The sequence below is a fragment of the Metabacillus sp. KUDC1714 genome, from assembly GCF_014217835.1.
Taxonomy (GTDB): domain Bacteria; phylum Bacillota; class Bacilli; order Bacillales; family Bacillaceae; genus Metabacillus; species Metabacillus rhizosphaerae.
The window spans coordinates 3,596,769-3,621,762 of the sequence record NZ_CP055263.1 but is presented as its reverse complement, the minus strand read 5'-3'; the positions used below and the strand labels follow the sequence as shown (position 1 = coordinate 3,621,762).

Here is a 24,994-nt window from a genome sequence, read left to right as displayed (position 1 = left end):
GCCTGCTTTTACTGATATACTAAACGACTTACTCGGGTTATATAAGACTATTTACCGATGAAAAATCTTTCCTCCTATAAACACTTAAAATAACTCCAATAATAATTGAGTTTAACATGACTGGCATAAATCCGTAGCTAATAAAGGGTAATGATACAGCTATGATCGGGAATAAACCTAGGGTCATTCCTATATTATATGAAACTTGTACAACAAATAGAGTCATCCCTCCAATAATAAGAAGATTGCCAAAGTGATCGTGGACCTTTTTTATAATAAAAAACATTCTAGCAAAAATGAACGACAACATAATAATAAGTCCAAATGCAAACAGCCAACCGAAATAATAGGTTAAACTTACGAAAACGAGGTCTGTATGTGCCCCTGGGATAAACTCATTATTACCGGTATTTCCAAACCACCCAGCGATTGAGATCAACTCCTTAATATGTAAGTAAGTGTATCCTGCAGTACTTGAATGATCCTCAGGATTCAAAAACCCTAGCAATCGTTCCAGCTGATCTGTATTTAGTGAAAACCAAAATATGAATCCAGCAATGATTGCTATACAAATAGATATGAATGTAATCTTCAGCACATTTTTTCTACTTCCTATACTCCAACATAGCATGACATAGACCATACTTGAGTATATAGCAGTGGTCGTGATACTTCCTGCTTCAAAAAAGAGAATAAATGACATTGAAAACAAAGCGGCAAACTGCCAGATTTTTAATTTATTACAATGGAAAAAGGAAGCCCATGCCAGCCAAAATATCGGTACAGCCAACATGCTTTCAATTGTTAACGGACTTACTCTTATGGCTAGTATTCCACCTACCATAGAATTCGGAAAAAAACAGATTCCAAACAAGATGATCATTCCAATGTAATAAAAAAGCCACCCGTGTTTCATTAATTTCCGATAATCAATCAACATTAGTCCTAGAGCTGTTACTCCACCTAGAACGACAAAAATCATTTTAGATAGTAAGAAATGTTTTTCATCCACGTAGCCAAGGGGGACTAATGGTAAAAACCCCACACAAAGAACTGTTATCAGTAAACTAACCATCATCCAATCAACCCTTGGTTGATGAAGTTTATTAAGTTGTTGTCCAAGCTTTATTGGACTACCCATTTGTTCAACAGCTTTTTTCTCTGCGTCAAGTTCAGGTAATCCCTTCTTAATCCACGTGTTTTTTACTTCTTTAATGTGATGATTCAATTCTACTGATACAGCTTTCTTCGCTTCCTTCGCTTTGATTTGATCTGTTACTTGTTTTAAAAAGGTTCCTCTTACATCATTCAATTCCATCCCCCCTCATACAATTCATTTAATACAAATCGTTTCCTTGCTTGTTTCTTTTCCAGCTTTCGCAAAATTTTTCTTCCCTTTTCAGTTAATAAATAATATTTGATCTCTGTCTCATCCCATCTCGATTGTAAGTAACCAACATTCTCTAATCGATGTAGCAACGAATATAAAAAACCATCATTATCCTCAAAATTCCGAATCCCCCTGCTACGTATTGAATTAGCTAGTTCGTAGCCTGATTTTTCTTGGGAAAGTAGATTCATAATCGCAAAAACAACTTCTTCTTCCTTCGTTTCTTGTTTGTTTATTTTTTCCTTGATATTCTTTTGAAGCTGTTCAGTAAATTCCAACTGGTTAAATGTATGTTTTTTCATCGCTATACGAAGTCCTTTTATACGATCTTCCATATTGCTTAGCCCTCCAATTGTATTTTCAGAAGTTCTTTAGCACGTTTAAGCCGAGTCTTTACAGTGTTTAATTTCACCTGTGTTACCTCTGCGACTTCTTTTATCGATAATTCTTCATAATAAAAAAGATAGATGACCTCACGATATTTAATTGGCAAGTTCATCACAGTTTGTGCTAATTGAGAATCTTCCTCCCTCTGAATAATTGTCTGCTCAACAGTAGTATTTTGAGTCGACCTATTCAACCAGTCATTTTCACCTATGTAAACATTTCTGTTATACCAACTTTTCAAATAATCCTTACAATGATTAATTGCGATTCGCCACAACCATGTTTTTATCGTTGATTTTTTATTGTATGTATGAAGAGCTTTATAACACTTAACAAATATGTCCTGTGTTAAATCCTCAGCCAAGGCTTTATTGTTTACATAAGAATAAACAAGCTGCAATATTTCTTGCCCATATTTGTTCATAATCTCATTGATCATCATTTCTTTATCTTCCGTTTCAATCAATTCTACTATTACGTCTTCCACAATTTCTCCCCTCTCTTAGTTCTTAGACGAGTTTAGCAAATAAAAAGTTTGCTTTTACATTAAAGTTGACTCTTTATTATTGATACTAATTATTAAGTCAGGTTTAATCGATTTTCCCATGCATAAATAAGTAGCATACTGTAAAATTCCAAACCCTTTTTCGTTTTTACACGTTATCGATTATCCAGTTACATTTTGGAAACACTATATCTATCGTCTTACTGGAAAGGGAATTAATTGCTTATGGTTTTCTTAATTATCTCTGTACTAGTTTTCATATTGGTAAAAATCTGAGTTATATGCGATTGCCTTATTTTCAATCGGTTTGGGGTTTTTTACTGATATAACCTTTGATCTTAAATATAATCTCTATGGCTATTTTACTACCGGTGTCCAGTTTGAAGGTTTTTTACCTATTTTAGTGCTTTTTCCTTGTTCAGGCGTATTATTCATGAACTTCTATCCATCTAAAAAATCAATACTTTATCAATTTTTGTATATCTTTTGTTGGACTATTTTTTGTCTTATTTTCGAGTTTCTCTCGATAAAGTCAGGATATTTTTATCACAATGGTTGGGAATACTGGCATTCTGCTATTACTTATCCTATTTTATTTTCGCTTCACATCATACACCTTAAAATTTTCAAAAGTTACACCTCTAAAAAAAATGATCTTATTAATTATCACCAATTGATTTGTTTTTCGCTTACTATATTCTTGTCTCGCATATTTTCAATAGGGAGAAAATTAACAATGAAAAATAAATTCTAACTGAACATACTTAAACTTTTAACTTTTAGTGGAATTTTAAGTTTTTTTAATTTAATGAGAAAACCACCAATGAAAGATTGGATTATGATTTTTCTTATTAAAAGTTATATTGCTACGTTTTTAGATAATCTTGCAGTAAGAAACGGGTATATTAGATACCCTGTGAAATTATTTAAATCATTTGATATAAGTGTTATTTTTAGTTATCTTATCTTTCCAATAACATGCATTTACTTTAATCAACTAACTAAACAGTCAAAGATTGTGGGCACACTATTTACATGCATAGCCTTTAGTGTTCCAATGGCTTTATTTGAAAATATTCTCGAGAAAAACACAAAACTCATTAATTACAAAAGGAATTGGAGTTGGGTACATAGTTTATGCTCCATTTTCTTTACTTTTATTGTAGTGCGGTCTTTGTATAAGCTAATTAATAGCTATGCTGAGAGACAAAGTAATGAAAAAACAGCAAACCATTTAAATACTATTGATCATTAAGGAATCGTTCTATCAACTTTTTATTTGGGTATAAAAACAGTATAATAATTCAATATTCGACTCATTTACTTTCCGTGTTTACTATTCATTCATCAGTTAATAAAAAAGCTTTGAACACAAAGAACATTTTGAAATAAGACACAGTAAAAACTCCTCTAGCTAAATTTTAGAGGAGTTTTCAAGTGAAGTGAACTAACAGTTAGTTTGAAATATGTAGTGCGAACGTTCTTTATTAGAACACATAATTGCGTCTACTTAAAATGATCAGAATGACTCTACTACAATTACTGACCACCTCCTACCTTTATAAGCGTTATAGCCTTGCTGAAAAGCCTCTTATTATATTTCTTTTTACTTTAGGAATCACCCTCTCTTAGAATGAAAAAATAAATTGAAGTAATTTAAAATATATGATTAAAACGGGATAGATTTATGGGGAATATGTAGGATATCGAAAGAATCTCTCGGATATTTGAGGATAAGTAAGGATACTAGCACTTCCTTTACTGATAGAAGTTATCCTTGTACTAGACATGTCTTAATCTATGAATATGGGATTATCAATATAGTTTTAATTACGATATAATTAATTTATACCTCTTACCTAACTCTTGGTAGCCTCTTCGAAGCGGACTGTTCACGAGACACACAAAAACACTTACTAAATTCAGACTGTAAAAATCCTGAAAATATGTATCTATCCCTTTGTTCACAGAGCGTTTAGTTTTGGTTTTCCAGTAACATTACATAGGTAAGAATAGCTTTATTTTTAAGTAAACTGATGTCGTTTTATTTTACTTATCAAAATTAAACAAAGCTATTTTGCAAGAATATAATAGATAGGAGTTTTTTATTATCATATGAAGAATGCATCAATTGTCTTTTACATTTCATTAGCCATTATGGCACTTCTTGTTTTTATAGGTGTAACAATGCCTTCAACATTAGAAACTGCAACAGGAAATCTGCAAGCATTTTTAACGGATTCATTTGGTTGGTATTATTTAATTATCGTAACCATTTTCGTTGGGGTGTGTATGTATCTATTAGTCAGTCCAGTAGGCCGCATTAAACTTGGAAAGCAAGATGAACATCCTGAGTTTTCACGTCCAACTTGGCTTGCCATGCTATTTAGTGCAGGAGTTGGAATTGGTTTAATTTTTTATGGTACTGCTGAACCGTTAAGTCATTACGCTCTCAGCTCTCCAACAGGTGAAGTAGGAACAAATCAGGGAATTAAAGATGCGATGAGATTTACTTTTTTCCATTGGGGTATTCATGCTTGGGCTATTTATGGCATTGTCGCATTAGCAATCGCTTATGCAACCTTCAGAAAAGGAGAAACAGGCTTAATCAGTAAAACATTACGACCGTTAATTGGAAGGCATGCCGATGGTGTCATTGGTAAAACAATCGATACGATAGCAGTTGTCTCGACTGTTATTGGTATAGCAACAACACTTGGATTTGGAGCGGTACAAATAAATGGTGGACTATCCTATTTATATGATGTACCTACGAATATTACTACACAGTTCTTTATCATTCTTGGTCTTACCATTTTATTCATGATGTCGGCATTAACAGGACTAAGTAAAGGAATCAAAATTCTTAGTAACTTAAATATGGGCTTAACATTTATCCTTTTCTTATTCGTGTTTATTTTCGGCTCAACATTATTTACCCTTAATATATTTACAGATACTATTGGCACTTATATTCAAAACTTTGTCAATATGAGTTTCCGTATTGCACCTGTAAATCCTGAACATCGTAGTTGGATAGACGGATGGACCATTTTCTATTGGGCTTGGTGGATTGCTTGGTCACCATTTGTTGGAATCTTTATTGCACGAGTATCAAAAGGACGAACAATTCGAGAATTTGTTGTTTGCGTGTTACTCGTTCCATCATTGATTAGCTTCATTTGGTTCTCGACCTTTGGTAGTGCAGCCATTTTAACAGAAAGAGCAGGAACAACTATTTCTTCATTATCGAGTGAAGTTTCGTTATTTGCTTTATTAGCTAATTATCCATTGCCAACGGTTGTATCCATTCTTGCAATCATAATTATTGTAACTTTCTTTGTCACATCTGCTGATTCAGGTACCTTTGTTTTAGGGATGATGACAACAAATGGATCACAAAATCCTAGCTCAAGCATAAAAGTGATTTGGGGTGTCCTTCTGGCGATTACCGCATTAGTACTTTTATATTCCGGTGGATTGCAGGCACTACAAAATACAATGATTATCGCAGCTTTACCTTTTTCAGTTATCATTGCGTTAATGGCAGGAAGTTTACTTAAGGCTCTAAATAAGGAAGCGAAGGAACTTGGAATTGGTCAATTAAAAATAAAACCTTTCAAAGAAAAGAAAGGTTTCGTCAAAACAAATAGTTAAAGGTATCAAAACCATTAGAGTTTCGATACCTCAGAGGGTGACTCAAAACCAAATGGTCAGACCCCTCCAACACAATATATAGCACCTTAAACGTTAAAGGCTACTATATATTAGTAATGTTGGGAGGTGTCAGACCCTTTTGAGTCAGCCTCTTTTTTGATTTAAACTGGAATTAAGAAAAGCTTGAGGTGATAATTATGATTTTGAAACATAATTCCTTTCAACGAGATCAAATTGAAATCATTGCTTTAGACCGACAAGTACCAGCAACCGTTTGGTTCGTAAAAGTGAGGCTGCAATTGATTTTGTCATTAGCTAAACATCACCGTCATCATAAAGAAATAAAACCAATCTCAAAAGGGTTCGGAATGTAAAAAAATCCGAACCCCTTTGTCGACAATCTGAGTCTTACCCTTTAGGTAAGTCAAGAGCTTGGTATGCTAACTGGTACTTTCCGCCTTCAGCAACTTCTGAATGATACAATGCCTTAAAGGCAAAGTTTTTCTCAAGATCGTGTTCCTCCATCATCTCTTTTAAACGAATTTGCAATTCTTTATTGTCTTTGACCAACTGTTTCATTTGTGATTTTACATATTTCATCTGATTGCTCACTCCTTTCCTATCTCATGATTCAATTATTCTATAATAGAATGAGAAAGAACGACTATGGTTGCATAATCGTCCTTGTTAATCAGTTATTACTTAATCGCCGGGCTAACCTTCAGCTTCTTCCCTTTGACTGTTGTTTTTTCCATCGCTTGTAGGACTAATGAGCCTTTTCCATTAAGAATATCAACATAGGTTAATTGATCCTGTATGGTTATAATGCCAATATCCTCTGAAGTAACTCCAGGAATTTTTGCAATCGTTCCAACAAAATCGACAGCTCTTAGCTTTTTCTTTTTTCCACCATTAAAATGTAATTTCATAATATCTTTGTTAATTCGAGCTGTCTTATTATTTTTAACGACGCGACGGCCATGGATTTTTTCTTCGAATGCTTCTTTTCCACTCGCAACTTCCTCGGGACTTGGCGCTTCCATTGTAGGTATATCAAAGCCAATGTATGTTTCAATGGCTTTAATAAATTTCCCTTCAAATGGTGTCGCAAATGTAATTGCTTTTCCTTTATTACCTGCACGCCCAGTTCTCCCTGTTCTGTGAACATAGCTCTCTTTTTCCATTGGAATATCATAGTTAATAACAAGGGTCACATTATCAATATCAATGCCTCTAGCCGCTACATCTGTTGCCACAAGATAACGGAAGTTCCCCATTTTAAAACCATCCATAACAGCAAATCGATCTTCCTGTTCCAATCCTCCATGGAGTCTTTCACATGAATAATTAGCTTGATCCAATTCGGTAAATACGTTATCGACATTTTCTTTCGTTCGACAAAAGATGATACAGCTTTCTGGGTTTTCAACGACCGTTATATCTTTAAGCAGTGACATCTTTTCATTATCTTTCACTTCGATTATACGATGTTCAATTGTGTTTGTTGTTACCCCAGTAGCAGCAATCTCAATATTCAGTGGATTTTCCATATATTTATGACAGAGACTCTCAACATCCTTAGGCATTGTCGCAGAAAAGACCATCGTTACTCTGCTAGAAGGGACTTCTTTTATTATCGCTTCTACTTCGTCGATAAAACCCATATTAAGCATTTCATCTGCTTCATCAATAATAAGATACTTTATTTGATCTAAAACTAAAGTTCCTCTCTCAATATGGTCCATTACACGACCGGGTGTACCAACGACGACATGAGTTTTTTGTTTCAATTCCTCTTTTTGTTTCGCAAAAGGTTCCTTACCATAAACCGCCATCGCTTTAATTCGTTTAAACCTTCCAATATTCGTTATATCCTCTCGAACTTGAACAGCAAGCTCTCGAGTTGGTGTAAGAATTAATGCCTGCGGCTTTTTTTCTTCCCATTCGATCATTTCGCAAATCGGAATACCAAAGGATGCCGTCTTCCCACTACCTGTTTGAGATTTTACGACAAGGTCTTGATTTTCCATTGCTTTTGGTATGACTTTACTTTGAACCTCTGTGGGAGTTTCATATTTTAACACAGAAAGAGCTCTTCTTATTTCATCGCTTAACTCGTAATTCTTAAAACTTATTTCATTCATCTAATAACCTCGATTTATTTTATTATCCGACATATATATAGGATTCTCTCGATAGAAATATCATATGCATAATCTGACTATATTCATTATACTTGAATTCTGAGTTAAATTAACTTTTATGTAAAATTTCTATTGAATATCGAATAGAAAAAAGGCAGCATACTCCTAAGTATTACTACCCTTTGATATACAGGTTATCCTTTTATTTCAAACAAATAAGAAACATAATCAGTAGGCTTTCCTTGATGTCCTAGTTGTCTCAACATAGCTGTTAGATTTCCACGATGATATGTACCATGGTTAGCTACATGTTGAATTAACTCAACACAACTTGTTGTAAAACCCCCATAACTAGGATGATAAATCGTAATAGTTTCACGTAGTGAAACATCCATATTATCGCCTCTTTTTTTGTTTATTTAATCGTTTTTTACCACCATCCATAAATACCAATCATAGATAATAGTTAATACTTGATGGTTCTCTCATCCCTGGTTTTCTTCGCAATTTATGAAACAAGTATTACTCGACAATTTTAAACATTAACCTTATAATCTAATGACAATTCATCTCCTGGTAAACCTCTTATTCCCCAATTATGCTTCGGTGTCTCAAAAATTGTTATTTCAATGTCTTGTGAGGAAATGTTTAATCCACTATTAATTCGTTCATATAGTAAACGGATCAGCTTCTTTTTCGCTTCAACCGTTCTCCCCTCAAAAATACTAACCTCAATAACCGTGTAAGATTCTGTCCGTCCATTGGCATAGTGAAAATCCTCTTTCTCCATCGGAAAAAACCGATGAAATCTTTTATCCGTCGGAATTTCAAATGCCTCTACTAAACATGAATGAATAATATTCGAAAATGACTCTTTAATTGGATTTAATCTTTCCTTAAGGCCATAAATTTTTATTTGTCCCATTTATTCATCTCATCCTCTCTCATTCTAATCATCCTGACTCAGCTATTTAACTTTAATTTATATTCGCTACAAAAAGTAATACCCCTTCCAGTAAATGCAAGAAACCTTCATACCAAAATCTTCACATTTCTCCTTGCACCTTATAACACTTTCTAATTTTAATATACGGATAATCTGTTAATAATGAATAACTTTTGAAATAAAGTGAAGTCTAAATGATAGCCAATTGTATAGGGGGGTGTCGGTGATTAAACATAATATCGGCTTAACAAGTGCTGAAATTGGTGGCTTGTGGGAAGCCTTTTTTCAAGAAACAATGTCTGTTTGTTTATTAAAATATTTTCTACACCACATAAAGGATGAAGAAATTAAGATTGTTCTAACCAAAGCATTAGATTTTTCTCATTTAAACATTAAAAAAATCAAAGAAATATATAGTAAAGAGAATATTCCATTACCTGATGGTTTCTCAGAAAAGGATATTGATTTATCAGCACCACCACTCTTTAATGAACCTTTTGCTTTAAGTTATGTTTACATCATGAGCCGAATGGGCATGATCAACTACGCGTTCATTACTGCCAATATTGCTCGCTCAGACATTCTTAGCTTTTTCACCAATGCTTTAGCCCAAGTTACAGAGCTTTATACAGATGCTACTACGATGATGTTATCAAAGGGGATTTATGACAGACCTCCTAAAATTAGCTATCCAAAAAAGATAGAATACATACAAAAAAAGTCTTATATTTCAGGTTTTATCGGGCAAAAAAGAACATTAAACGCTGTTGAGCTTACAGAAATCTTTTTTAACATTGAGCGTAATTACTTTTCGATTTTATTCTGTTTAGGTTTAATTCAAGTGGTTAAAGACAAGGAAATTAAAAACTTTATAAAAGATGGCAAAAGAATTTCTGAAAAACAGATAAACTTTTTTAACGAGATTTTGCAAAAAGAAGATTTTCTAGGCATAATTTCCGTCAGTATGGAAGTAACAGATTCAACGATTTCACCGTTTTCAGATAAACTTGTTATGTCATTATTTCATTTTTTAAACTCGATAGATATTACACTTATTGGCCATGCCCTCTCAATGTCAATGAGAGCTGATTTGTCAACTTTTTATAGTAAAGTCATTGGAGAAATATTACTTTATGCCGAATCGGGATTTTCGATTATGGTAAATCGAGGTTGGTTAGAAAAACCCCCACAAGCTACAAATCGTAAAAATCTGGAAAGCAGGTAATATGAATTGACTAATTCTTTGTTTATCGGATGCTGATTGACAAACAACAAAAAAAGACTCATATAACCGAGTCTTTTTCAGCTTTTATTTACAGTGTTAAAATAATTGGACCATTTTTCGTAAGGATAATGGTATGTTCTAATTGGGCAACATAGCTTTTTTCTGTAGCATATGTCCAACCGTCATCTTTTTGAAATACTTCCTCTTCAAGGTTAGAGATAAATGGTTCGAATGCGATAACCATACCTTCCTTTAATATTTCATCATCCCATGTATCATTATAATTATAAATATGGTCAGGTGCTTCGTGTATTGTTCTCCCTATACCATGTCCTGTAAGATTTTTAATGACAGTAAATCCGTGTTGCTTCGCAGTTTGGAAGACAGCTTTTCCAATTCTACTTTTCTTGGAGCCTGGTTTTGCTTTCTCAAGGCCTGCTTCAAAGGCCTTTTTCGCAACGTCACATATTTTCGTTAAAACTTCATCACCTTCTCCTACCACAAACGAGATGCCTGTATCTGCAAAATACCCATTCTTCGAGCCAGAAACATCAATATTTACAAGATCACCTGCTTCAATCACTCGCTTTCCTGGTATTCCATGTGCCACTTCATCATTTACGCTTATGCATGTGTAGCCTGGGAAATCGTATTCGCCCTTTGGAGCTGATACAGCACCTGCCTTCTCGAAAAGCCTAGCGGCTATGTCATCAAGCTCCTTTGTTGTTATTCCCGGTATTGTTTTCTGTACCATTTCATCTCTAATCTCGGCTACAATCTTACCAATTTCCTTTAAACCATTAAAATCCTCTTCTGTTTTTGCAATCATTGTTTTTTCCTACCTCATTATCTTTTTGTTATTACTAAGACTAAATATTATTATATCTTACCTTTATTCTCTCGAAAAATCTAACCAATGTAAAACATTTAATCCCCTAACTATTCATCGCCACTTTAGCAGTAAAGTTCTTCTGACTAAAACAAAAAAATCTAGTACAAAAACCTAGATTTTCTTTTTAACATCTTCTCTTATTGATTCAATGATCGTATCTGATAAATTTGCAGGAAGAGAGGAACCATTCTCAAAAATCCAGGTATTTATGATTTCAAGATCGGCTTTTTTAAATGTAATACTATAATCCTTCTGATTGTGAGTAATATCGGCTGTCACGAATTCTTCACCATCAAACTCGTCATCAATAATCATATTTTTTATTTCATATGGCTTCACGCGCTGTAATCTCCTTTATATCAATGTTTACTATGTATATAGAATTGACCTTATATCGTTGTTTATTCACTTTTTTCCCTCATACTTTTCGTTTTCTTTTTTAAAAAAATAACTATTATTAATTTTCGTTAATAGGCTACAATGAAAGAGTGGCATTTAACAATGTTTAGCGATTTAATTGAGGAGTGAAGCAAATGGCTGTTGAAGTGTATCTAAGTTTTAATGGTAACTGTCGAGAAGTAGTAGAGTTTTACGCAGAGGTTTTTGGAACTGAACAACCACAAATTTCGACCTTTGGAGATTCACCGCAAAATCCAGATTATCCTCTTCCAGAGGAAGCAAAAAATTTAGTAATGCACACACGACTTACGATTAGCGGAAGCACAATTATGTTTTCTGATACTTTCCCAGGTATGCCATTCGTTGAAGGAAATAATATAAGCCTTGCAATTGTTAGTAAAAACTTGGACGAAATTAAATCTGCATTTAATAAATTGAAAGATGGCGGTAATGTAGGCATGGAGCTGCAGGAAACATTCTGGAGCAAATGCTACGGCAATGTAACAGATAAGTTTGGCATTCAATGGCAATTAAACTATGACGATGGAGAAACGGGAATGTAATTTCCCTGTTTTAATGCCTTTTAGAATTTCTATGTTTTATGTGAATATCTTGATGAAAACCTCCTAAAATACTAGGAGGTTTTATAAACATTTTATATCATTAATATTTCGCGAATATCTTCTTCAGTAAGAGTAGATGAGTTTTTCTCCTTGGAATCGATGATTTCTTCAATAAGATGGCGTTTTTTCTCTTGAAGTTCATTCATTTTTTCTTCGATTGTGCCTTTGGCAACAAGTTTGATGATTTGCACCACATTTTTCTGGCCAAAGCGATGGGCACGATCTGCTGCTTGCTCTTCAACTGCTGGATTCCACCAAATATCGTAGAGGATAACAGTATCGGCACCCGTCAGATTAAGACCTGTTCCGCCTGCCCTCAAGGAAATGAGGAATAAATCACGTTTACCTGCATTAAACCGCTGACAGATCTCCACTCGCTCATCTGAAGGAGTTTGTCCATCAAGGTAGAAAAATGGTTTCCCTTTAGCAGTTAAATCTCTACCAATGAGATTTAGCATTTTCGTAAACTGTGAAAAAATCAATACCCTTCTTCCTGAAAGCTTTGATTCCTCTACGATTTTCAGTAGCTGTTCAAATTTCGCTGAGCTTCCTTTATAGCCGTCGACAAACAAGCCTGGATGACAACAAATCTGTCGTAATCGGGTCAAACCAGCGAGGATTTTGATTTTATTTTTCCGAAGTGTATCCTTATCAAGGTGTTTCAGCGTGTCGTGTCTTAGTTTTGCCAAGTAAGCAGTGTAAAGCTTCTTCTGATCAGGAAGTAGGTCTACTAATTCGATCGACTCTTTTTTTTCAGGAAGCTCTGAAAGGACATCCTCTTTCAGCCTTCGAAGCAAAAATGGGCGGATCCTTCTAGCAATCGTTTTTCTTGTGAGGTTACTGTAATCCTTTAATCCTTGGAATAATTCAGGAAAGACAACGTGAAAAATCGACCACAGCTCCTCAAGCGAATTCTCTACAGGTGTACCTGTTAGGGCAAAGCGATAATCTGCATGAAGTTTCTTCACCGCTTTTGCTGTTTGAGTAACGGGGTTTTTAAAGGCTTGTGCCTCATCAAAAAACACAGTGTGAAAAGCTTGTTTTTCATACCATTTAATGTCCCTTCGCAACAATGGGTAAGATGTAATGACTACATCTATATCCTTTACATTCTTCTGGATATCGCTCCGTTCTGTTTTATTACCATCAACGACAATAGCTTGTATATCAGGAGCAAATTTCATAAATTCACTAAGCCAGTTATACGTCAAAGATGAAGGGCAAATAATAAGAGCTGGAAGCTGTTTTTCACGGATGTTAGCAAGCTCTGATCGTACAAATGTAATACTTTGCAGCGTTTTCCCTAATCCCATATCATCTGCAAGGATTCCTCCAAATCCATAATGAGCAAGAGTTTTCATCCATTTGTAGCCATGTATTTGGTAGTCGCGTAATATCGGCTCCAGACTTTTCGGCACAGAAAACTGCAATCTATCTGGATTTCTGATATTTTCTAAAAACTGACGAAACGATTCCTCTACCGTAAAGGTATAATTGTCATCAACTGAATCTAATAACTGTAAACCTCGGATAATTGGTACATTCAAACCACTTTCTAGATCTTCATTCTGTACAGGAAGTGCATTCATGAAACGTTTAATTTCTTCAAACTCCCTTGTTTCCAACGAAAGGATCGATCCATTTCTTAAGCGGTAGTACTTTCGCTTTTCCTCAAGAGCTAATAGTACTTCACGAATGTGTTTCTCCGGAATTCCGTCCATCTCAAATTTGAATTCAAGCCAATTCGTTCTCTCCTTTTTCATCTTTATCCTGATCTTCGGACGAGCATTTCCTGTAAATATTCGGTTTCTCACTGCTGTAGTGGCATATAGTTGGAGAAGCTTTTGGAGCTTTGGAACAACATGGTACAAAAACTCATATTCCAGCTCTTCGTTATGCAAAAAATATCCGCCGTCCGTCTTGGCAAACGAACTGTTATCCATTAGCTGCAAAATCTCCTCTTCCTTCACTACATCCCTTATGAGAATAGAACTTGCTTGGAGCTTAGAAAAACTCTCCAATGGATTAATCACCACATTTTCATAATGAAACTCCAATCCTGCAAGCAGACGATTTTTCACCCTATCTAAGAATAGTTTGGCTATTAACGGTGTCTTATCAAGCTGCTCAAGCATTCTTCCCGATAATTGGACATGGCCAATTTTTTTTAAGCCTGGCACCACTTTATCAAGAAAAACACCAACTTGCTCCTGAGGAATTGGAATTTGATTTGTTCCTGATTCATCTAGCATCTCTTTTAGGTGTGAAAGTCGTTTGCAATCCTCACTTTTAAGCTTTATTAGTTTTCCTTCTGAAAGGACAGAATGATATGATTCCAATACAACCATTTGATTCATTCCTTTGATCTTCAGCTGATATCCCTTACTCTCTGTATCAGCAAAATTAAACTGTAAGGATAGAGGCTCATTTGATAAATGAATACCGTCATACACATACCCATCATTTTCTAGTTTCGCCGAGGGTGCTTTCTCAAGTAAAGGAAAAAGCTTGTCCCAAGAAGATGGAGGAATTACTAAGAGATGATTATGACTTACATAATCTGCAGTTTCAGGCAATGCCGCAAGATACATTTTTTCATCATAAATTATTTGAATGAGCTGTTTAATCACTTCATCTGTCTCTTTTTGAAAACAATGAAGGTTTGGATTGTATGTGAATAACTTAGAAAGCAAGAATGGTCTACCAGTCTTCACATGCTCGAGAAATCCCCTAATATTTTGGACATTAATTGGACCGATCTTCATTTCTATTCCAAACATATGACGTCCCTTACCTAAAATAACCGGTTTACATAAAAGCTCTGTATCAAGTACTTGCCTGTTTTCAAAGTGGCGCTGATGGCCACTTGCCCTTAAAGGCTGTTCATTGAAAAGGGACAATAAATCATTTGATAATGATGAATTTTTTGTAGACTCAGACTGATTGTTGTTCCTACTAATAGGAATAGTTCCATTACACTGATGTTCGTAAATCGATAGTAAAACAGCGGCAACATGCTGACAATCCTTTTGAAAGGAAGCAAGCTTAGGACAGCTACATTTCGTGTGAAAATCTCCACCTTTTTCCTGATCAACGGTTACATAGAAATCTTCCGTACCTGAAACCGTTGCTTCACAACCCTCATGACTGAAATATTCAAATGTTATTTTATTTGCGCGATAAAAAGCATCCCCTCTTTTAAAGGAGGCGGAACCGCACTTTTCTATAATAATTTTATGGTTTAAATGTATGTTCAAATGCCTTTCTCCTTCCTGAGGACATTTCGCATCTGTTATAAAGGCTTTTACATTAAAATGCTTTATAGTAAATGGTTTGGTAATTGTGGGATTTTATACACATTGCATGAGCACGAATTCGACAAGAAATAATTATGAACATCACGATTGTATCATATGGGGAGGCATATTTTTATTTTGTAAGTTCGAAAAGATCTATACCAAAGAAAAAAAGACCTACTCATCAATTTGAATAGGTCCCTGCTAGTATTTTTGAAATATGCTACTTTAGAGTTATGCTAGAAGTAGTGATTAGTTTAATCTATATTACATTTTATTATCCTAAAGTGTAACGGTAGGACGAAACTATACACAATAAAGAATATATGTAGGCTAAACATATGGTTCCAATGAGTAAGTTTCATATACCCTACCTGGACCACTAACCATTCAATTATAGTTGAAATTAGTGTGAATATTAACGTTTCTTCTTTTTATCGTTGTTTTTATTTGTTTTTGTTATTTAGCCATTCTCCAATTCTGCCATTTCTTCCACAGTAAGAGTCACATTGCTAGCTACTATACTTGATTGGAGTTCTTCAATATTACTTGGTCCGATAAGTGCACATGTTGGAAATGGCTGGTTTAAGACATATGCTAATGCTATTTGGTTTGTCGTCACTCCTTTTTTCCATGCTAGCTTTTCTGCTCGGCGATAGCGTTCCCAGTTTACTTCATTATAATAGACCCGGACCATTTCTTTATTTTCAAGATTTTCTGGTGTGAACCTCCCTGTGAAAAAGCCCCCTGCCTGTGATGACCATGCAAATAAAGGCAGCTGGTTTTCGGTGTGCCATTTTTTGTCCTTTTCATCTACTGATACACAGCCTGGCCATCTTGGCTCATTTGCTTTGGCTAAGCAGAGATTCGGACTATTGACCGCAAATCCAATTAAATTGTTCTTTTCAGCATATGCGTTTGCTTCTTGGATACGGCCTGTTGTCCAATTTGAGACACCAATTGCTTGAACAAGTCCAGCTTGAATATGTTTATTTAATGCGTTAATGATAACTTCAACAGGAATTGTAGGATCATCGCGATGTAGCATATAGATGTCGATATGTTCAACCTGTAATCGTTGTAAGCTCTCTTGCAAATCCTGTTCAATTGCTTCAGGTGTAACACGTGGTCCGTTTGCATCAGGGTGGGCCCCTTTATCTAATATTACGATTTCGTCTCGTAGGTTCGTTTCTTTCAGCCATAAACCCACAGCCTTTTCACTTTCACCACTATTGTATATATGTGCTAAATCAATTGTGTTGCCTCCTGCTTCAACATATGAGTTTAATAATTCTGTTGCAAATTCCATATTACTTGGTGAGAACATCATCGAACCAAGGACAATTTGCGAACAGTCTTTATCTAAACCATTTACATGAATCTTTTTCATACCAATCCCTCCATCGTTATGTTGATTAATTGAGAGTTTCTTTTCTCGTAAAAACCTTATTACAAAGTGTGAAAATAAGATAACCGCCTACACTAAAGCTAATAAAAACCGTAAAAGGTTGCCATAAAAACAAAACAAATATTCCAAAGAGAACAAGAGCAGCAAGTAAACTAGTTGGCAAAAAGCTCATCGACAATAAAAATGAATTTCTAATAATCCCGAAAACATTTAGCCTGTAATGAACCATTACCGGAAAAATATAAACGGTTGTAAAAACCATCAATACGCTAAATAGAACCAAGAATGGTAATAGGATGAATTTCATTGCTTCAAGCTGAACCATAACATTAAAGTTCATATATAAAATAAATGCAAAGAACCCCCAGAGGATACCAATTACCATGCTTTGTTTCAGATTTTCCTTGAAGTATTTCATAAAGACAGAAAATACAGCTGTATCATCATGTAAAATCCATTGTCTTACAACACCAATCATCGCTGCTGTTGCTGGGAAGATCGTAACAATCGGTAGACACATCAGCAGCCAGGTCAGGTTTAATAAAAAGAAGTTTGATAGAATTTCCATTACGCGTGTAAATTTACCATTCATTACATTCATTGTTTATCACCTCATGCTAGTTTAAAACAGGCTATTCTTGAGCCGTTTTTTTATTTTCATCGGCAAGAGTCCAACTACTGTGCTAAGGCATGTAAATGACTAATTGTCCGAAATTTCATCCTATTGCTGACTGGTTCATTTTATTGTCTAGATCTTTTATTTTATTGGGTAGAATGAGAAGAATATCGACCATTCGACAAAAAATGACAATTTCACCCTCATGAACTTTTCGGATTCACCAACGTAATTTTCCCATCTTCTAGCTCAACTCGCAGCTTGTTTGCGTCTCCAAGCTCAATCGAATCTAAATAATCGCGAGGGATTTGAATTCTTCCGGCACGATCAATGACGGCAAGCTCTACATGGGTTTCTTCCGCTTTCATCTCTTTTTCATTTAGTAGATCTTCAGCTTCATAAAAGGATTTCCGCAAAATTTCACTGGACGTCTTTCCGTCTCTTATCGCAACGACACGATCAAGCTTCTTCGTTAATTCCGTATCATGGGACACAATCACAATTGTTTTTTGAAGACTTCGATTTAATTCTCTAAAAACACCTAAAATAACATCTGCTGTTTTTGAATCTACACTTCCTGTTGGTTCATCAGCTAATAAGAGGTTAGGATCATTGGCGAGTGAGATGGCAATGGCAACACGTTGTTGCTCTCCACCAGAAAGCATGGTCAACTTATTATGAAAACGGTGTCCCATACCAACTAACTCGAGTAATTCTTTTGCTCTCTCTCGTTTATGGCGCCCTTTTAATAGCATGGGCAGCTCTACATTTTCGATTGCCGTTAAATAAGGGATGATGTTACGTGCATTGTTTTGCCAAACAAAGCCAACTGATTCTAACTTATAGCTGACTAACTCCTTAGGCTGCAGCCTTAATAGGTCCTTGCCATCTACGACACATTTTCCAGCCGTCGGTCTATCTAAGCCGCCAAGCATGTTTAATAGTGTAGACTTTCCACTTCCACTGCTACCGATAATCCCCATTAATTCGCCCTTTTGCACTTCAAGGTCTAAACCCTGTAGTGCCATGACTTCATGTTCATCATCCACTTTATATATCTTGACTAAATCTTTACACTGAATCATGTTAATCCTCACCTAACTTAATTGCTTGATAGATTTTTATTTTTTTCACAAGTACGACTAAGATCAATAAACCTACCGTTAACATGAACGATACAAATAAATATATTTTTTGTTCATCACTTGGATCGAACAATACTTGGAATGGTAATTGGTTATCCATTGAGAGATGGAAAAGTGGTACGAAAAGGACACTTGTCATTCCTCCGATTAATAAACCTAGTAAACATGCAATACCTGATGTGAATACTTGTTCATATACAAGGATTCCTATCAGTTTACGGAGTGGAATCCCCATTGCACGATACACTCCATATTGAAGAACCCTTGATTTAATCGTTAAAATCCAGAATAATAGAAAGCCAATAAAAGCAATTAAAATCGAGATGATAAATCCTAGAGAAAGCGTTCCATTTAAACCTAATAAAAAGGCACTATTTTTTAACGCTACTAACTCTGGATGAACATCATTAATCTCCAAGATTGGAAGATTTGCCTGTTTTAAATTTTCATATAAACTCTCCCTAGATGCATCAGGCTTTACTTTTACCCAGACTTCATATGGCTCAAGCCCCATCGCATTTTGAACGTAAGGTAAATTTGCTATGATTAACGCTGGCTGTTCTTCATCCTTTTCCTCTTTTTTCGGGAGAAAACCCGGCCAATAATCAATAATTCCATACACGACAACTTCCATCGTGTTTGTCTGATCCCCATCAAGCTTAATGTAATCTCCTTCCTTTACCCCAAGTGATTTTGCCACAGACCTTGAGATCAATACCGAGCTTGGTTCTTTAGCTAATAAATTTAAATAGTCGTACCAGTGATGTGGAAGTAAGGAAGGCTTAAACCAGGCTGTTTGCCCAAACTCCTTCGGTTCAATACCCATCACCTCGAAGGAATAGAGGCTATTCCCCTTTGCTTCTGCCTTCATACCATTCACGCGTAGCACCTTTGCTGCATGATCGATCTCTTCTATTTGTAAAAATGGTTCAAATGAAGGTTCTGTATAAACGATTTCATTTGCTGCTGAAACAGGTGTTTCTGTTGCTTCTGGTGCTCCATTTGTATCATTCGTCTCAGTAGGAGAAGCTACTTCTGATGTTGCTTGAATCTCATTACTTTCCCACTTAACATCTATAGTAAGATCAGCACCATTTTCATAGCGCAGCTGCTGCTCAAAATTTTCATTAAGTGTTCTTGCTGCACTAGCACTAAATACGCCAACACCAATTGTCATGATGAGAAAAAGCATTAGAAATTGATACTGCTTAATAGAGCGACTTACTTGGATAAATGTACTGTAGAGTGAAAGATTCCAATATTTTTTTCCTAGCTTGTATATTGACCCTAATAGAAGCGGGTAAAGATGTAACAGTATTAGTCCAAGTCCAATGATGAATAAAGCTGGAATGAAAAATAAAATCGGATCAACAAATAATTCTTGATTTGCTACTGGCTTTCGATTATTAAATACATATAACCCGTAACTTGAAATTACAATCAGAATTAGTCCTAGGATTAGTGTCAGCCAGTTCGTTTTTGTCATGGACTTTGCAGCAAGTTGTTTTTGATGAACAATACTTTGCCTCGATCCTTGATACACTGGGATCATAACCATAAAAACTGACGTTAATAAGGCTATTGCACCATATAGATATGATTCAGCTCCCACTCTTACAGGTAGGGACTCTCTTTGTACAAACTGAAGAAAGCCGTTTGTCCCACCTAATAATTTACACATCAGCATCCCAATCTGTGGTCCTAGAAGAAATGCAATGCCCCCTAGAATGCCAATCTCGATTAAATAGATAAACATAATTTGCAATCTTGTTGCCCCACGGCTAGATAAGACGGATATTTCGCTTAGCTGTCGATTTACAATTAAGCGTGAAACCATAAAGAGGTAGAGTGACAGCATAACAAGGACAGGTACATTTAAGGACCATAGCATTGTCTTTAATTGTTCCTCTTTTTTCTCATATGTTGCTAAAATATCAGCAATCGGAAAATTGACAATTACATTTGCGTCAATCACATCGCTAATTTCAGCTTTTACGTTTCCCTCTAATTGAAGCATGGAGGGGAGATGCTGATTTTCGATAGCATGATAATCCCAAGCTGAATAAAAACGTGCTGAAGCAAGAAACTCTTCTTTTAAAAGCTCATTTTTAAACTTTTCCTCCAACACAACAAAATCATCGGTATATCGTTCAGGTGGAATCGACCAATAAGGATCATTTTTTTCTTTTGCACGAAATGTACCGACTGGAATGACTGAAAACTTCTGATTCCCTTCTTCTGCACGTAATTTATTATTTAAGACAATACCTCTTTTTTTCAATGTTCTCTCTGGTACTAATACTTCGATAATCCCATTTTCAGTTTTTGATGGAAGCCTGCCATCTGTAATGGTAATATGCTGTTCAATATTTGTGAGGCTAACAAATCTACCATGCTTATCAGCTTCTGTCATGTTTTCCTTATAGATATTAAAAGGGACCGTATTTAGCACTGTGGTATTCGTTAAGATCGGTACATTCACTTCAGTAGTAAGCCTTTCATTTATTGCTTCGATTTCCTTCGTAGCATCTACTGAGTTTTTCCCTTCTGTAAAGCTTGTTAAAAAAGAAAATTCCCCCGGAAATTGTTTTTTATCTATTTGATGTTGTTCCAATTCCTTTACTAATAGCTTATGTAACACGCTTGAGGTATAGGTGGGTATACTTGAGACAAGTGAAACAGTCATTAAAAGCCCAAGGAATAAGCTGAAGGTTAACCATTTATTATTCAACATTTTTTGAATGATAATTTTAATTAATGCCACTCTCGCTCACCTCTTCCTACTTCAAAATGACTGTGTCTCCCACTTCTAAGCCACTAATAACCTCGACCTCAGTTGCTGAAACAAGCCCTTTTTCAATATCAATTTCTCGCTTTGCTTGACCTTCTAATATTTGTACGTAATCACGGCCAACTAAGGTTCTTAAGGCACTCTTAGGAATAATAAGGACATCCTTTTTCTGCGCAGTAATAATTTCAAAGTCAGCCGATTCTCCTACATTTATATCCTTTGGTTGCTTTTCAATGGCCATAAAAATACTTCGTTGATACAAATCAGGATTCTCTTCAAGCTTTTCGATCGGAACCTCCGAAGGTGTTTGGACCACTTTTCCTGTCATTGTTTTCCCATTAATTAAGATCTCGGCTTTCATACCAACCTTTGTATCCACTACTTCATCTCCACTGATGGCCGAGTAAACTAGTTGAAGATTTGATGTATCGGCAACATGAACAATTGATTCAAATGCTTCTACAGAATCCCCTGCCTTTTTTTCAGTAATAAATGTAACGATCCCATTTATAGGTGATATCATTTTTGTTTTCTCTAGCTCATTTCTAAGATTTTCAACCCGAATTTGCAGGCCATCAATATCTAATTCAGCCAATTCCATCGAATATGAATCAGCTGCCTGTGCACGTAATTGCTTAACCTTTATTTCTGCCTTTTTTAATTCAATTTCTGCTAACTCCAATTCAACAGTTAAGCTTCCTGGATCCAATTGTGCGATGAGCTGTCCCTTTTTTACTATCTCTCCCTTTTTCACACTCACCTTTTTCAAACGGCTACCTGACTGTGAAAAAGCTAAAGGTTGATTTTCTGCAGGTGTTAATGTGCCTAAGCCTTTTACACGTTTAATGACATCGCCTTTTTTCACTTCAACAGTATCGTATTCAATCTTAGCAGGCTCTACTAATGGAGGAGCAAGGACAGGTTCCTCTTTGGGAAGTAGTGAACAGGCTGACAAAGGTATCAGTAGGGCTAATGACAAACATGAATTTGTGACAAATCGAAACCCTTTCGTTTCATTCAATTCTTCCATCCTCCAATGTATACACATAATCCAGCATTTCCATAATAGCTGGATCATGTGTTGTCAAAATCATTGTCGTTTTTTTCTCGTTTACCAACTTTTTAAAAACTTGAACAATTTGATAGGCCATTGTACTATTCAATTCTGCTGTAGGTTCATCTGCTAAAATAAGCGATGGTTCAGTTGAAATTGCACGTGCAATTGCCACTCTTTGCTGCTCACCTCCGGAAAGTTCATACGGACGATGTTTTGCTCGATTTGTTAATCCTACTACGTCAATAGCCTCCTGAACTCTTGAATCCCATTCCTCTCTTGGAGCACCAGTAACACGGAGTCCAAATTCAATATTTTCTTCAACAGTCATAAGTGGAACAAGTCCATGAGATTGAAAAATAAAACCAAGTTTCGTTCTGCGATATTCAGCTTGCTGTTTCGTATTTAACAGGCTTAGAGGCTCCCCGTGAAAATAGATTTCTCCGTTTGTAGGTCGATCAAGTGCACCAATAAGATTCAACAAGGTTGTTTTTCCAGAACCAGATCTTCCCTTTAAGGCTATTAATTGATTTTCTTTGATGGAAAGATTAATCTGTTTTAATACTTGTACTTTTTGATTACCTCCGCCATATACCCTTTCAACATCCTTTAGTTCAACAACAGTATTGATCGCTAGTCACCTCCTGTTTGTTTTCTTTTCGAAATAAAACTCCTAATCTCATAAATTAAAAGAGGAAAAGAGCAAACATACTCTCTTTTCCTTAATTTTCATAATATTATTTAATAGACCCCTCAGTTAATCCTGCGATAAATTGTTTACTAAACATGAGGAAAACAATTAATATCGGAAGGGTTGCCATAAATGTTCCGGCTAAAATCATCGCAAAATCTTGATAGTATGCTCCATTTAATGTTCTTAGGGCAATTTGTATCGTATGCATGCTTCGATCCTTTAATACAACTAACGGCCATAAGAAATCATTCCATACATTCATAAAAGTAATTAAGCCTAATGTCGCCATCGCTGGACGTACAGACGGTAATACGACTTTCCAATATAACGTGAAGTTTGAACAGCCATCCATTCTTCCTGCATCCAAAAGTTCATTTGGAATAGTAGCTGATATATATTGTCTCATCCAAAAGACCCCAAACGCATTGACCATTGCTGGGACAATAACGGCATTTAAACTATCGATCCAACCTAATTTACTAACAATCATGTAGGAAGGAATAATCCCTAATTGAGAAGGTACCATCATTGTCGCAATGATAAAAATAAACAACCAATTCTTACCTTTGAACTCTAATTTCGCAAACGCAAAGCCAGCTAATGAGCAAAAGAACAGAACAGAAACTGTAATCGTTGTAGACGTAATCACTGAGTTCATAATTGCCTTAAAGAAATCAATATTCACAAAAACCTTTTGCGCATTTTCCATAAAATTCATACCTGGCAACATTGCTGGTGGAAATTTATTTACTGCAGATGTATGGTTAGATCCAATAACAAACATCCAATAAAACGGAAAGATCGATAGAAATGCCATAATAGTAAGCAATAAATAAGTAATTATCCTTCCAGGACTGTACCGTTTAACTCCTACTTCGTTCATTTTTATTCACACCCTTATTCAGCAGATTTGATTCGGTTTGTCACATATAGATTGACTAAAGAGAAAAGAACAATAATTAGGAAAAGTACCCAAGCAATTGCTGATGAATAACCAAATGAGTTCCGTACAAATGCTTCTTCATACAAATAGAGAGTCATTGTCAGTCCTTGGTCTAATGCTCCTCCTCCGTTTCCAGAGAACATTAGTGGCTCAGCAAAGATTTGCATTCCGCCAATTGTAGATAAAATAACTGTAAAAATCACCATAGGACGTATCATTGGGATCGTTATGTAAAAAAACTGCTGCATTTTATTCGCACCATCAATTGTAGCTGCCTCATATAAATCCTTTGGAATACTTTGAAGGGCAGATAAATAAATAATTGTGTTATAACCTGTCCATCTCCACATGACCATTGCGGAAATGGCAATATGAGTACCTAGGTAGGAAGCCTTCCAGTTGATTGGTTCAACACCTATAAACGATAGGAGGTAGTTTAAAATTCCGTAATGTTCTCCAAAGATGGCCCCAAAGATAATCGCTACAGCCACAACAGAGGTTATATTTGGTAAGAAAACAGCTAAGCGGAAAAATTCTTTTCCCTTTAGTAAGGCAGAATTTAAAATAAAAGCAAAAATTAATGCAAGAAATAGTTGGGGTAAAGTGGATATAAACCAAATACTAAATGTATTACCTAACGCCTTCCAAAAGAGAGGATCTGTAAATAGGAGTTGGTAGTTATTAAAGCCAACAAACTCTTTTGTGCCTAATATGTTCCATTTATGAAACGAAATATAGGCTGTAAAGATAATCGGAAATAGACCAAATACACCAAAAATGATAAAAAACGGAGAAATATATAAATATCCTGAAATATGATCCTTAGTCGATTGTTTCATCGTTTTTTTAGATTTCGTGACTGTCCCGATTGTTCCGTTC

General features: G+C 35.5%; 24 protein-coding genes. 6 read left to right on the top strand and 18 right to left on the bottom strand.

Annotated features, from left to right (window positions below; genetic code table 11):
* Positions 1 to 37: 37 nt before the first annotated feature.
* From HUW50_RS16625 to HUW50_RS16615, 3 genes are read right to left on the bottom strand one after another with little or no spacing between them, the layout of a single operon-like run.
* Entirely contained in the window at positions 38 to 1,312 is a 1,275-nt protein-coding gene (locus tag HUW50_RS16625; protein ID WP_232328951.1) for an FtsW/RodA/SpoVE family cell cycle protein, read from the bottom strand.
* Positions 1,309 to 1,725 carry a PadR family transcriptional regulator gene (locus HUW50_RS16620; RefSeq protein WP_066325323.1) on the bottom strand — a complete coding sequence of 139 codons (417 nt, stop codon included), beginning with the start codon at positions 1,723 to 1,725 and terminating at the stop codon, positions 1,309 to 1,311. The genes HUW50_RS16625 and HUW50_RS16620 overlap by 4 nt, the downstream gene beginning before the upstream one ends.
* 5 nt (positions 1,726 to 1,730) lie before the next feature.
* Positions 1,731 to 2,264 (bottom strand): sigma-70 family RNA polymerase sigma factor, encoded by a 534-nt coding sequence (locus HUW50_RS16615; protein WP_066325321.1) that lies wholly within the window; start codon positions 2,262 to 2,264, stop codon positions 1,731 to 1,733.
* 304 nt (positions 2,265 to 2,568) lie between these two features.
* Between HUW50_RS16615 and HUW50_RS27580 the strand changes: the two genes are divergently transcribed.
* From HUW50_RS27580 to HUW50_RS16600, 4 genes are all read left to right on the top strand, one after another.
* Positions 2,569 to 3,036: a CBO0543 family protein gene (locus HUW50_RS27580; RefSeq protein ID WP_396652641.1), complete on the top strand. Its 468-nt coding sequence runs from the start codon at positions 2,569 to 2,571 to the stop codon at positions 3,034 to 3,036.
* Positions 3,037 to 3,105: 69 nt separating this feature from the next.
* Positions 3,106 to 3,537, top strand: coding sequence for a CBO0543 family protein (locus HUW50_RS16610; protein ID WP_185653052.1), 432 nt, complete (start codon positions 3,106 to 3,108; stop codon positions 3,535 to 3,537).
* Between the two features lie 860 nt (positions 3,538 to 4,397).
* Complete coding sequence (locus tag HUW50_RS16605; protein WP_066325316.1) at positions 4,398 to 5,939, top strand: glycine betaine uptake BCCT transporter; 1,542 nt, start codon at positions 4,398 to 4,400, stop codon at positions 5,937 to 5,939.
* A 197-nt stretch (positions 5,940 to 6,136) separates the two neighbouring features.
* On the top strand, positions 6,137 to 6,313 hold the full coding sequence (locus HUW50_RS16600) for a hypothetical protein (protein WP_157094275.1): 177 nt from the start codon (positions 6,137 to 6,139) through the stop codon (positions 6,311 to 6,313).
* A gap of 34 nt (positions 6,314 to 6,347) precedes the next feature.
* On the opposite strand, the gene HUW50_RS16595 is transcribed toward HUW50_RS16600, so the two are convergent.
* From HUW50_RS16595 to HUW50_RS16580, 4 genes are all read right to left on the bottom strand, one after another.
* Positions 6,348 to 6,539, bottom strand: coding sequence for a hypothetical protein (locus HUW50_RS16595; RefSeq protein ID WP_066325313.1), 192 nt, complete (start codon positions 6,537 to 6,539; stop codon positions 6,348 to 6,350).
* Positions 6,540 to 6,637: 98 nt separating this feature from the next.
* On the bottom strand, positions 6,638 to 8,083 hold the full coding sequence (locus HUW50_RS16590; protein WP_066325310.1) for a DEAD/DEAH box helicase: 1,446 nt from the start codon (positions 8,081 to 8,083) through the stop codon (positions 6,638 to 6,640).
* 194 nt (positions 8,084 to 8,277) lie between these two features.
* Positions 8,278 to 8,478: a DinB family protein gene (locus tag HUW50_RS16585; RefSeq protein WP_066325309.1), complete on the bottom strand. Its 201-nt coding sequence runs from the start codon at positions 8,476 to 8,478 to the stop codon at positions 8,278 to 8,280.
* 140 nt (positions 8,479 to 8,618) lie between these two features.
* Positions 8,619 to 9,008, bottom strand: coding sequence for a tautomerase family protein (locus tag HUW50_RS16580; RefSeq protein ID WP_066325307.1), 390 nt, complete (start codon positions 9,006 to 9,008; stop codon positions 8,619 to 8,621).
* Positions 9,009 to 9,252: 244 nt separating this feature from the next.
* Between HUW50_RS16580 and HUW50_RS16575 the strand changes: the two genes are divergently transcribed.
* The gene (locus tag HUW50_RS16575; RefSeq protein ID WP_066325304.1) at positions 9,253 to 10,254 is read left to right on the top strand and encodes a DUF3231 family protein; all 1,002 of its coding nucleotides are present in this window, start codon (positions 9,253 to 9,255) and stop codon (positions 10,252 to 10,254) included.
* Between the two features lie 88 nt (positions 10,255 to 10,342).
* Here the strand turns inward: HUW50_RS16575 and map are convergent, their stop codons facing one another.
* Both map and HUW50_RS16565 read right to left on the bottom strand, forming a co-directional pair.
* Positions 10,343 to 11,083: a type I methionyl aminopeptidase gene (gene map, locus HUW50_RS16570; RefSeq protein WP_066325301.1), complete on the bottom strand. Its 741-nt coding sequence runs from the start codon at positions 11,081 to 11,083 to the stop codon at positions 10,343 to 10,345.
* 174 nt (positions 11,084 to 11,257) lie between these two features.
* Entirely contained in the window at positions 11,258 to 11,485 is a 228-nt protein-coding gene (locus HUW50_RS16565; RefSeq protein WP_066325295.1) for a hypothetical protein, read from the bottom strand.
* Between the two features lie 194 nt (positions 11,486 to 11,679).
* On the opposite strand from HUW50_RS16565, the gene HUW50_RS16560 reads away from it, so the two are divergent.
* A complete protein-coding gene (locus tag HUW50_RS16560; protein ID WP_066325293.1) occupies positions 11,680 to 12,108 on the top strand; it encodes a VOC family protein in 429 nt (142 codons plus the stop codon).
* A gap of 92 nt (positions 12,109 to 12,200) precedes the next feature.
* On the opposite strand, the gene HUW50_RS16555 is transcribed toward HUW50_RS16560, so the two are convergent.
* From HUW50_RS16555 to HUW50_RS16515, 9 genes are all read right to left on the bottom strand, one after another.
* Entirely contained in the window at positions 12,201 to 15,425 is a 3,225-nt protein-coding gene (locus HUW50_RS16555) for a DEAD/DEAH box helicase (protein ID WP_066325291.1), read from the bottom strand.
* 502 nt (positions 15,426 to 15,927) lie between these two features.
* The gene (locus tag HUW50_RS16550) at positions 15,928 to 16,854 is read right to left on the bottom strand and encodes an aldo/keto reductase (protein WP_066325285.1); all 927 of its coding nucleotides are present in this window, start codon (positions 16,852 to 16,854) and stop codon (positions 15,928 to 15,930) included.
* 25 nt (positions 16,855 to 16,879) lie between these two features.
* Positions 16,880 to 17,473 carry a YesL family protein gene (locus tag HUW50_RS16545; protein ID WP_066325276.1) on the bottom strand — a complete coding sequence of 198 codons (594 nt, stop codon included), beginning with the start codon at positions 17,471 to 17,473 and terminating at the stop codon, positions 16,880 to 16,882.
* Positions 17,474 to 17,691: 218 nt separating this feature from the next.
* The gene (locus tag HUW50_RS16540) at positions 17,692 to 18,573 is read right to left on the bottom strand and encodes an ABC transporter ATP-binding protein (protein WP_066325273.1); all 882 of its coding nucleotides are present in this window, start codon (positions 18,571 to 18,573) and stop codon (positions 17,692 to 17,694) included.
* 1 nt (position 18,574) lies between these two features.
* Positions 18,575 to 21,397: an ABC transporter permease gene (locus HUW50_RS16535; protein WP_066325271.1), complete on the bottom strand. Its 2,823-nt coding sequence runs from the start codon at positions 21,395 to 21,397 to the stop codon at positions 18,575 to 18,577.
* A gap of 16 nt (positions 21,398 to 21,413) precedes the next feature.
* Positions 21,414 to 22,445, bottom strand: coding sequence for an efflux RND transporter periplasmic adaptor subunit (locus HUW50_RS16530; protein ID WP_185653051.1), 1,032 nt, complete (start codon positions 22,443 to 22,445; stop codon positions 21,414 to 21,416).
* Complete coding sequence (locus HUW50_RS16525) at positions 22,438 to 23,031, bottom strand: ABC transporter ATP-binding protein (RefSeq protein ID WP_260445713.1); 594 nt, start codon at positions 23,029 to 23,031, stop codon at positions 22,438 to 22,440. The genes HUW50_RS16530 and HUW50_RS16525 overlap by 8 nt, the downstream gene beginning before the upstream one ends.
* Before the next feature lie 184 nt (positions 23,032 to 23,215).
* Positions 23,216 to 24,055: a carbohydrate ABC transporter permease gene (locus HUW50_RS16520; RefSeq protein ID WP_066325263.1), complete on the bottom strand. Its 840-nt coding sequence runs from the start codon at positions 24,053 to 24,055 to the stop codon at positions 23,216 to 23,218.
* A 14-nt stretch (positions 24,056 to 24,069) separates the two neighbouring features.
* Positions 24,070 to 24,954, bottom strand: a complete 885-nt coding sequence (locus HUW50_RS16515) for a carbohydrate ABC transporter permease (protein ID WP_066326250.1) — start codon at positions 24,952 to 24,954, stop codon at positions 24,070 to 24,072.
* Between the last annotated feature and the right edge of the window lie 40 nt (positions 24,955 to 24,994).

Bases quoted from the DNA above. Each gene is read 5' to 3' on its own strand.
- HUW50_RS16620 (WP_066325323.1), bottom strand. From the start codon at position 1,725: ATGGAAGATCGTATAAAAGGACTTCGTATAGCGATGAAAAAACATACA.
- HUW50_RS16610 (WP_185653052.1), top strand. From the start codon at position 3,106: ATGAAAGATTGGATTATGATTTTTCTTATTAAAAGTTATATTGCTACG.
- HUW50_RS16605 (WP_066325316.1), top strand. From the start codon at position 4,398: ATGAAGAATGCATCAATTGTCTTTTACATTTCATTAGCCATTATGGCA.
- HUW50_RS16600 (WP_157094275.1), top strand. From the start codon at position 6,137: ATGATTTTGAAACATAATTCCTTTCAACGAGATCAAATTGAAATCATT.
- HUW50_RS16595 (WP_066325313.1), bottom strand. From the start codon at position 6,539: ATGAAATATGTAAAATCACAAATGAAACAGTTGGTCAAAGACAATAAA.
- HUW50_RS16590 (WP_066325310.1), bottom strand. From the start codon at position 8,083: ATGAATGAAATAAGTTTTAAGAATTACGAGTTAAGCGATGAAATAAGA.
- HUW50_RS16585 (WP_066325309.1), bottom strand. From the start codon at position 8,478: ATGGATGTTTCACTACGTGAAACTATTACGATTTATCATCCTAGTTAT.
- HUW50_RS16580 (WP_066325307.1), bottom strand. From the start codon at position 9,008: ATGGGACAAATAAAAATTTATGGCCTTAAGGAAAGATTAAATCCAATT.
- map (WP_066325301.1), bottom strand. From the start codon at position 11,083: ATGATTGCAAAAACAGAAGAGGATTTTAATGGTTTAAAGGAAATTGGT.
- HUW50_RS16560 (WP_066325293.1), top strand. From the start codon at position 11,680: ATGGCTGTTGAAGTGTATCTAAGTTTTAATGGTAACTGTCGAGAAGTA.
- HUW50_RS16550 (WP_066325285.1), bottom strand. From the start codon at position 16,854: ATGAAAAAGATTCATGTAAATGGTTTAGATAAAGACTGTTCGCAAATT.
- HUW50_RS16545 (WP_066325276.1), bottom strand. From the start codon at position 17,473: ATGAATGTAATGAATGGTAAATTTACACGCGTAATGGAAATTCTATCA.
- HUW50_RS16540 (WP_066325273.1), bottom strand. From the start codon at position 18,573: ATGATTCAGTGTAAAGATTTAGTCAAGATATATAAAGTGGATGATGAA.
- HUW50_RS16520 (WP_066325263.1), bottom strand. From the start codon at position 24,055: ATGAACGAAGTAGGAGTTAAACGGTACAGTCCTGGAAGGATAATTACT.
- HUW50_RS16515 (WP_066326250.1), bottom strand. From the start codon at position 24,954: ATGAAACAATCGACTAAGGATCATATTTCAGGATATTTATATATTTCT.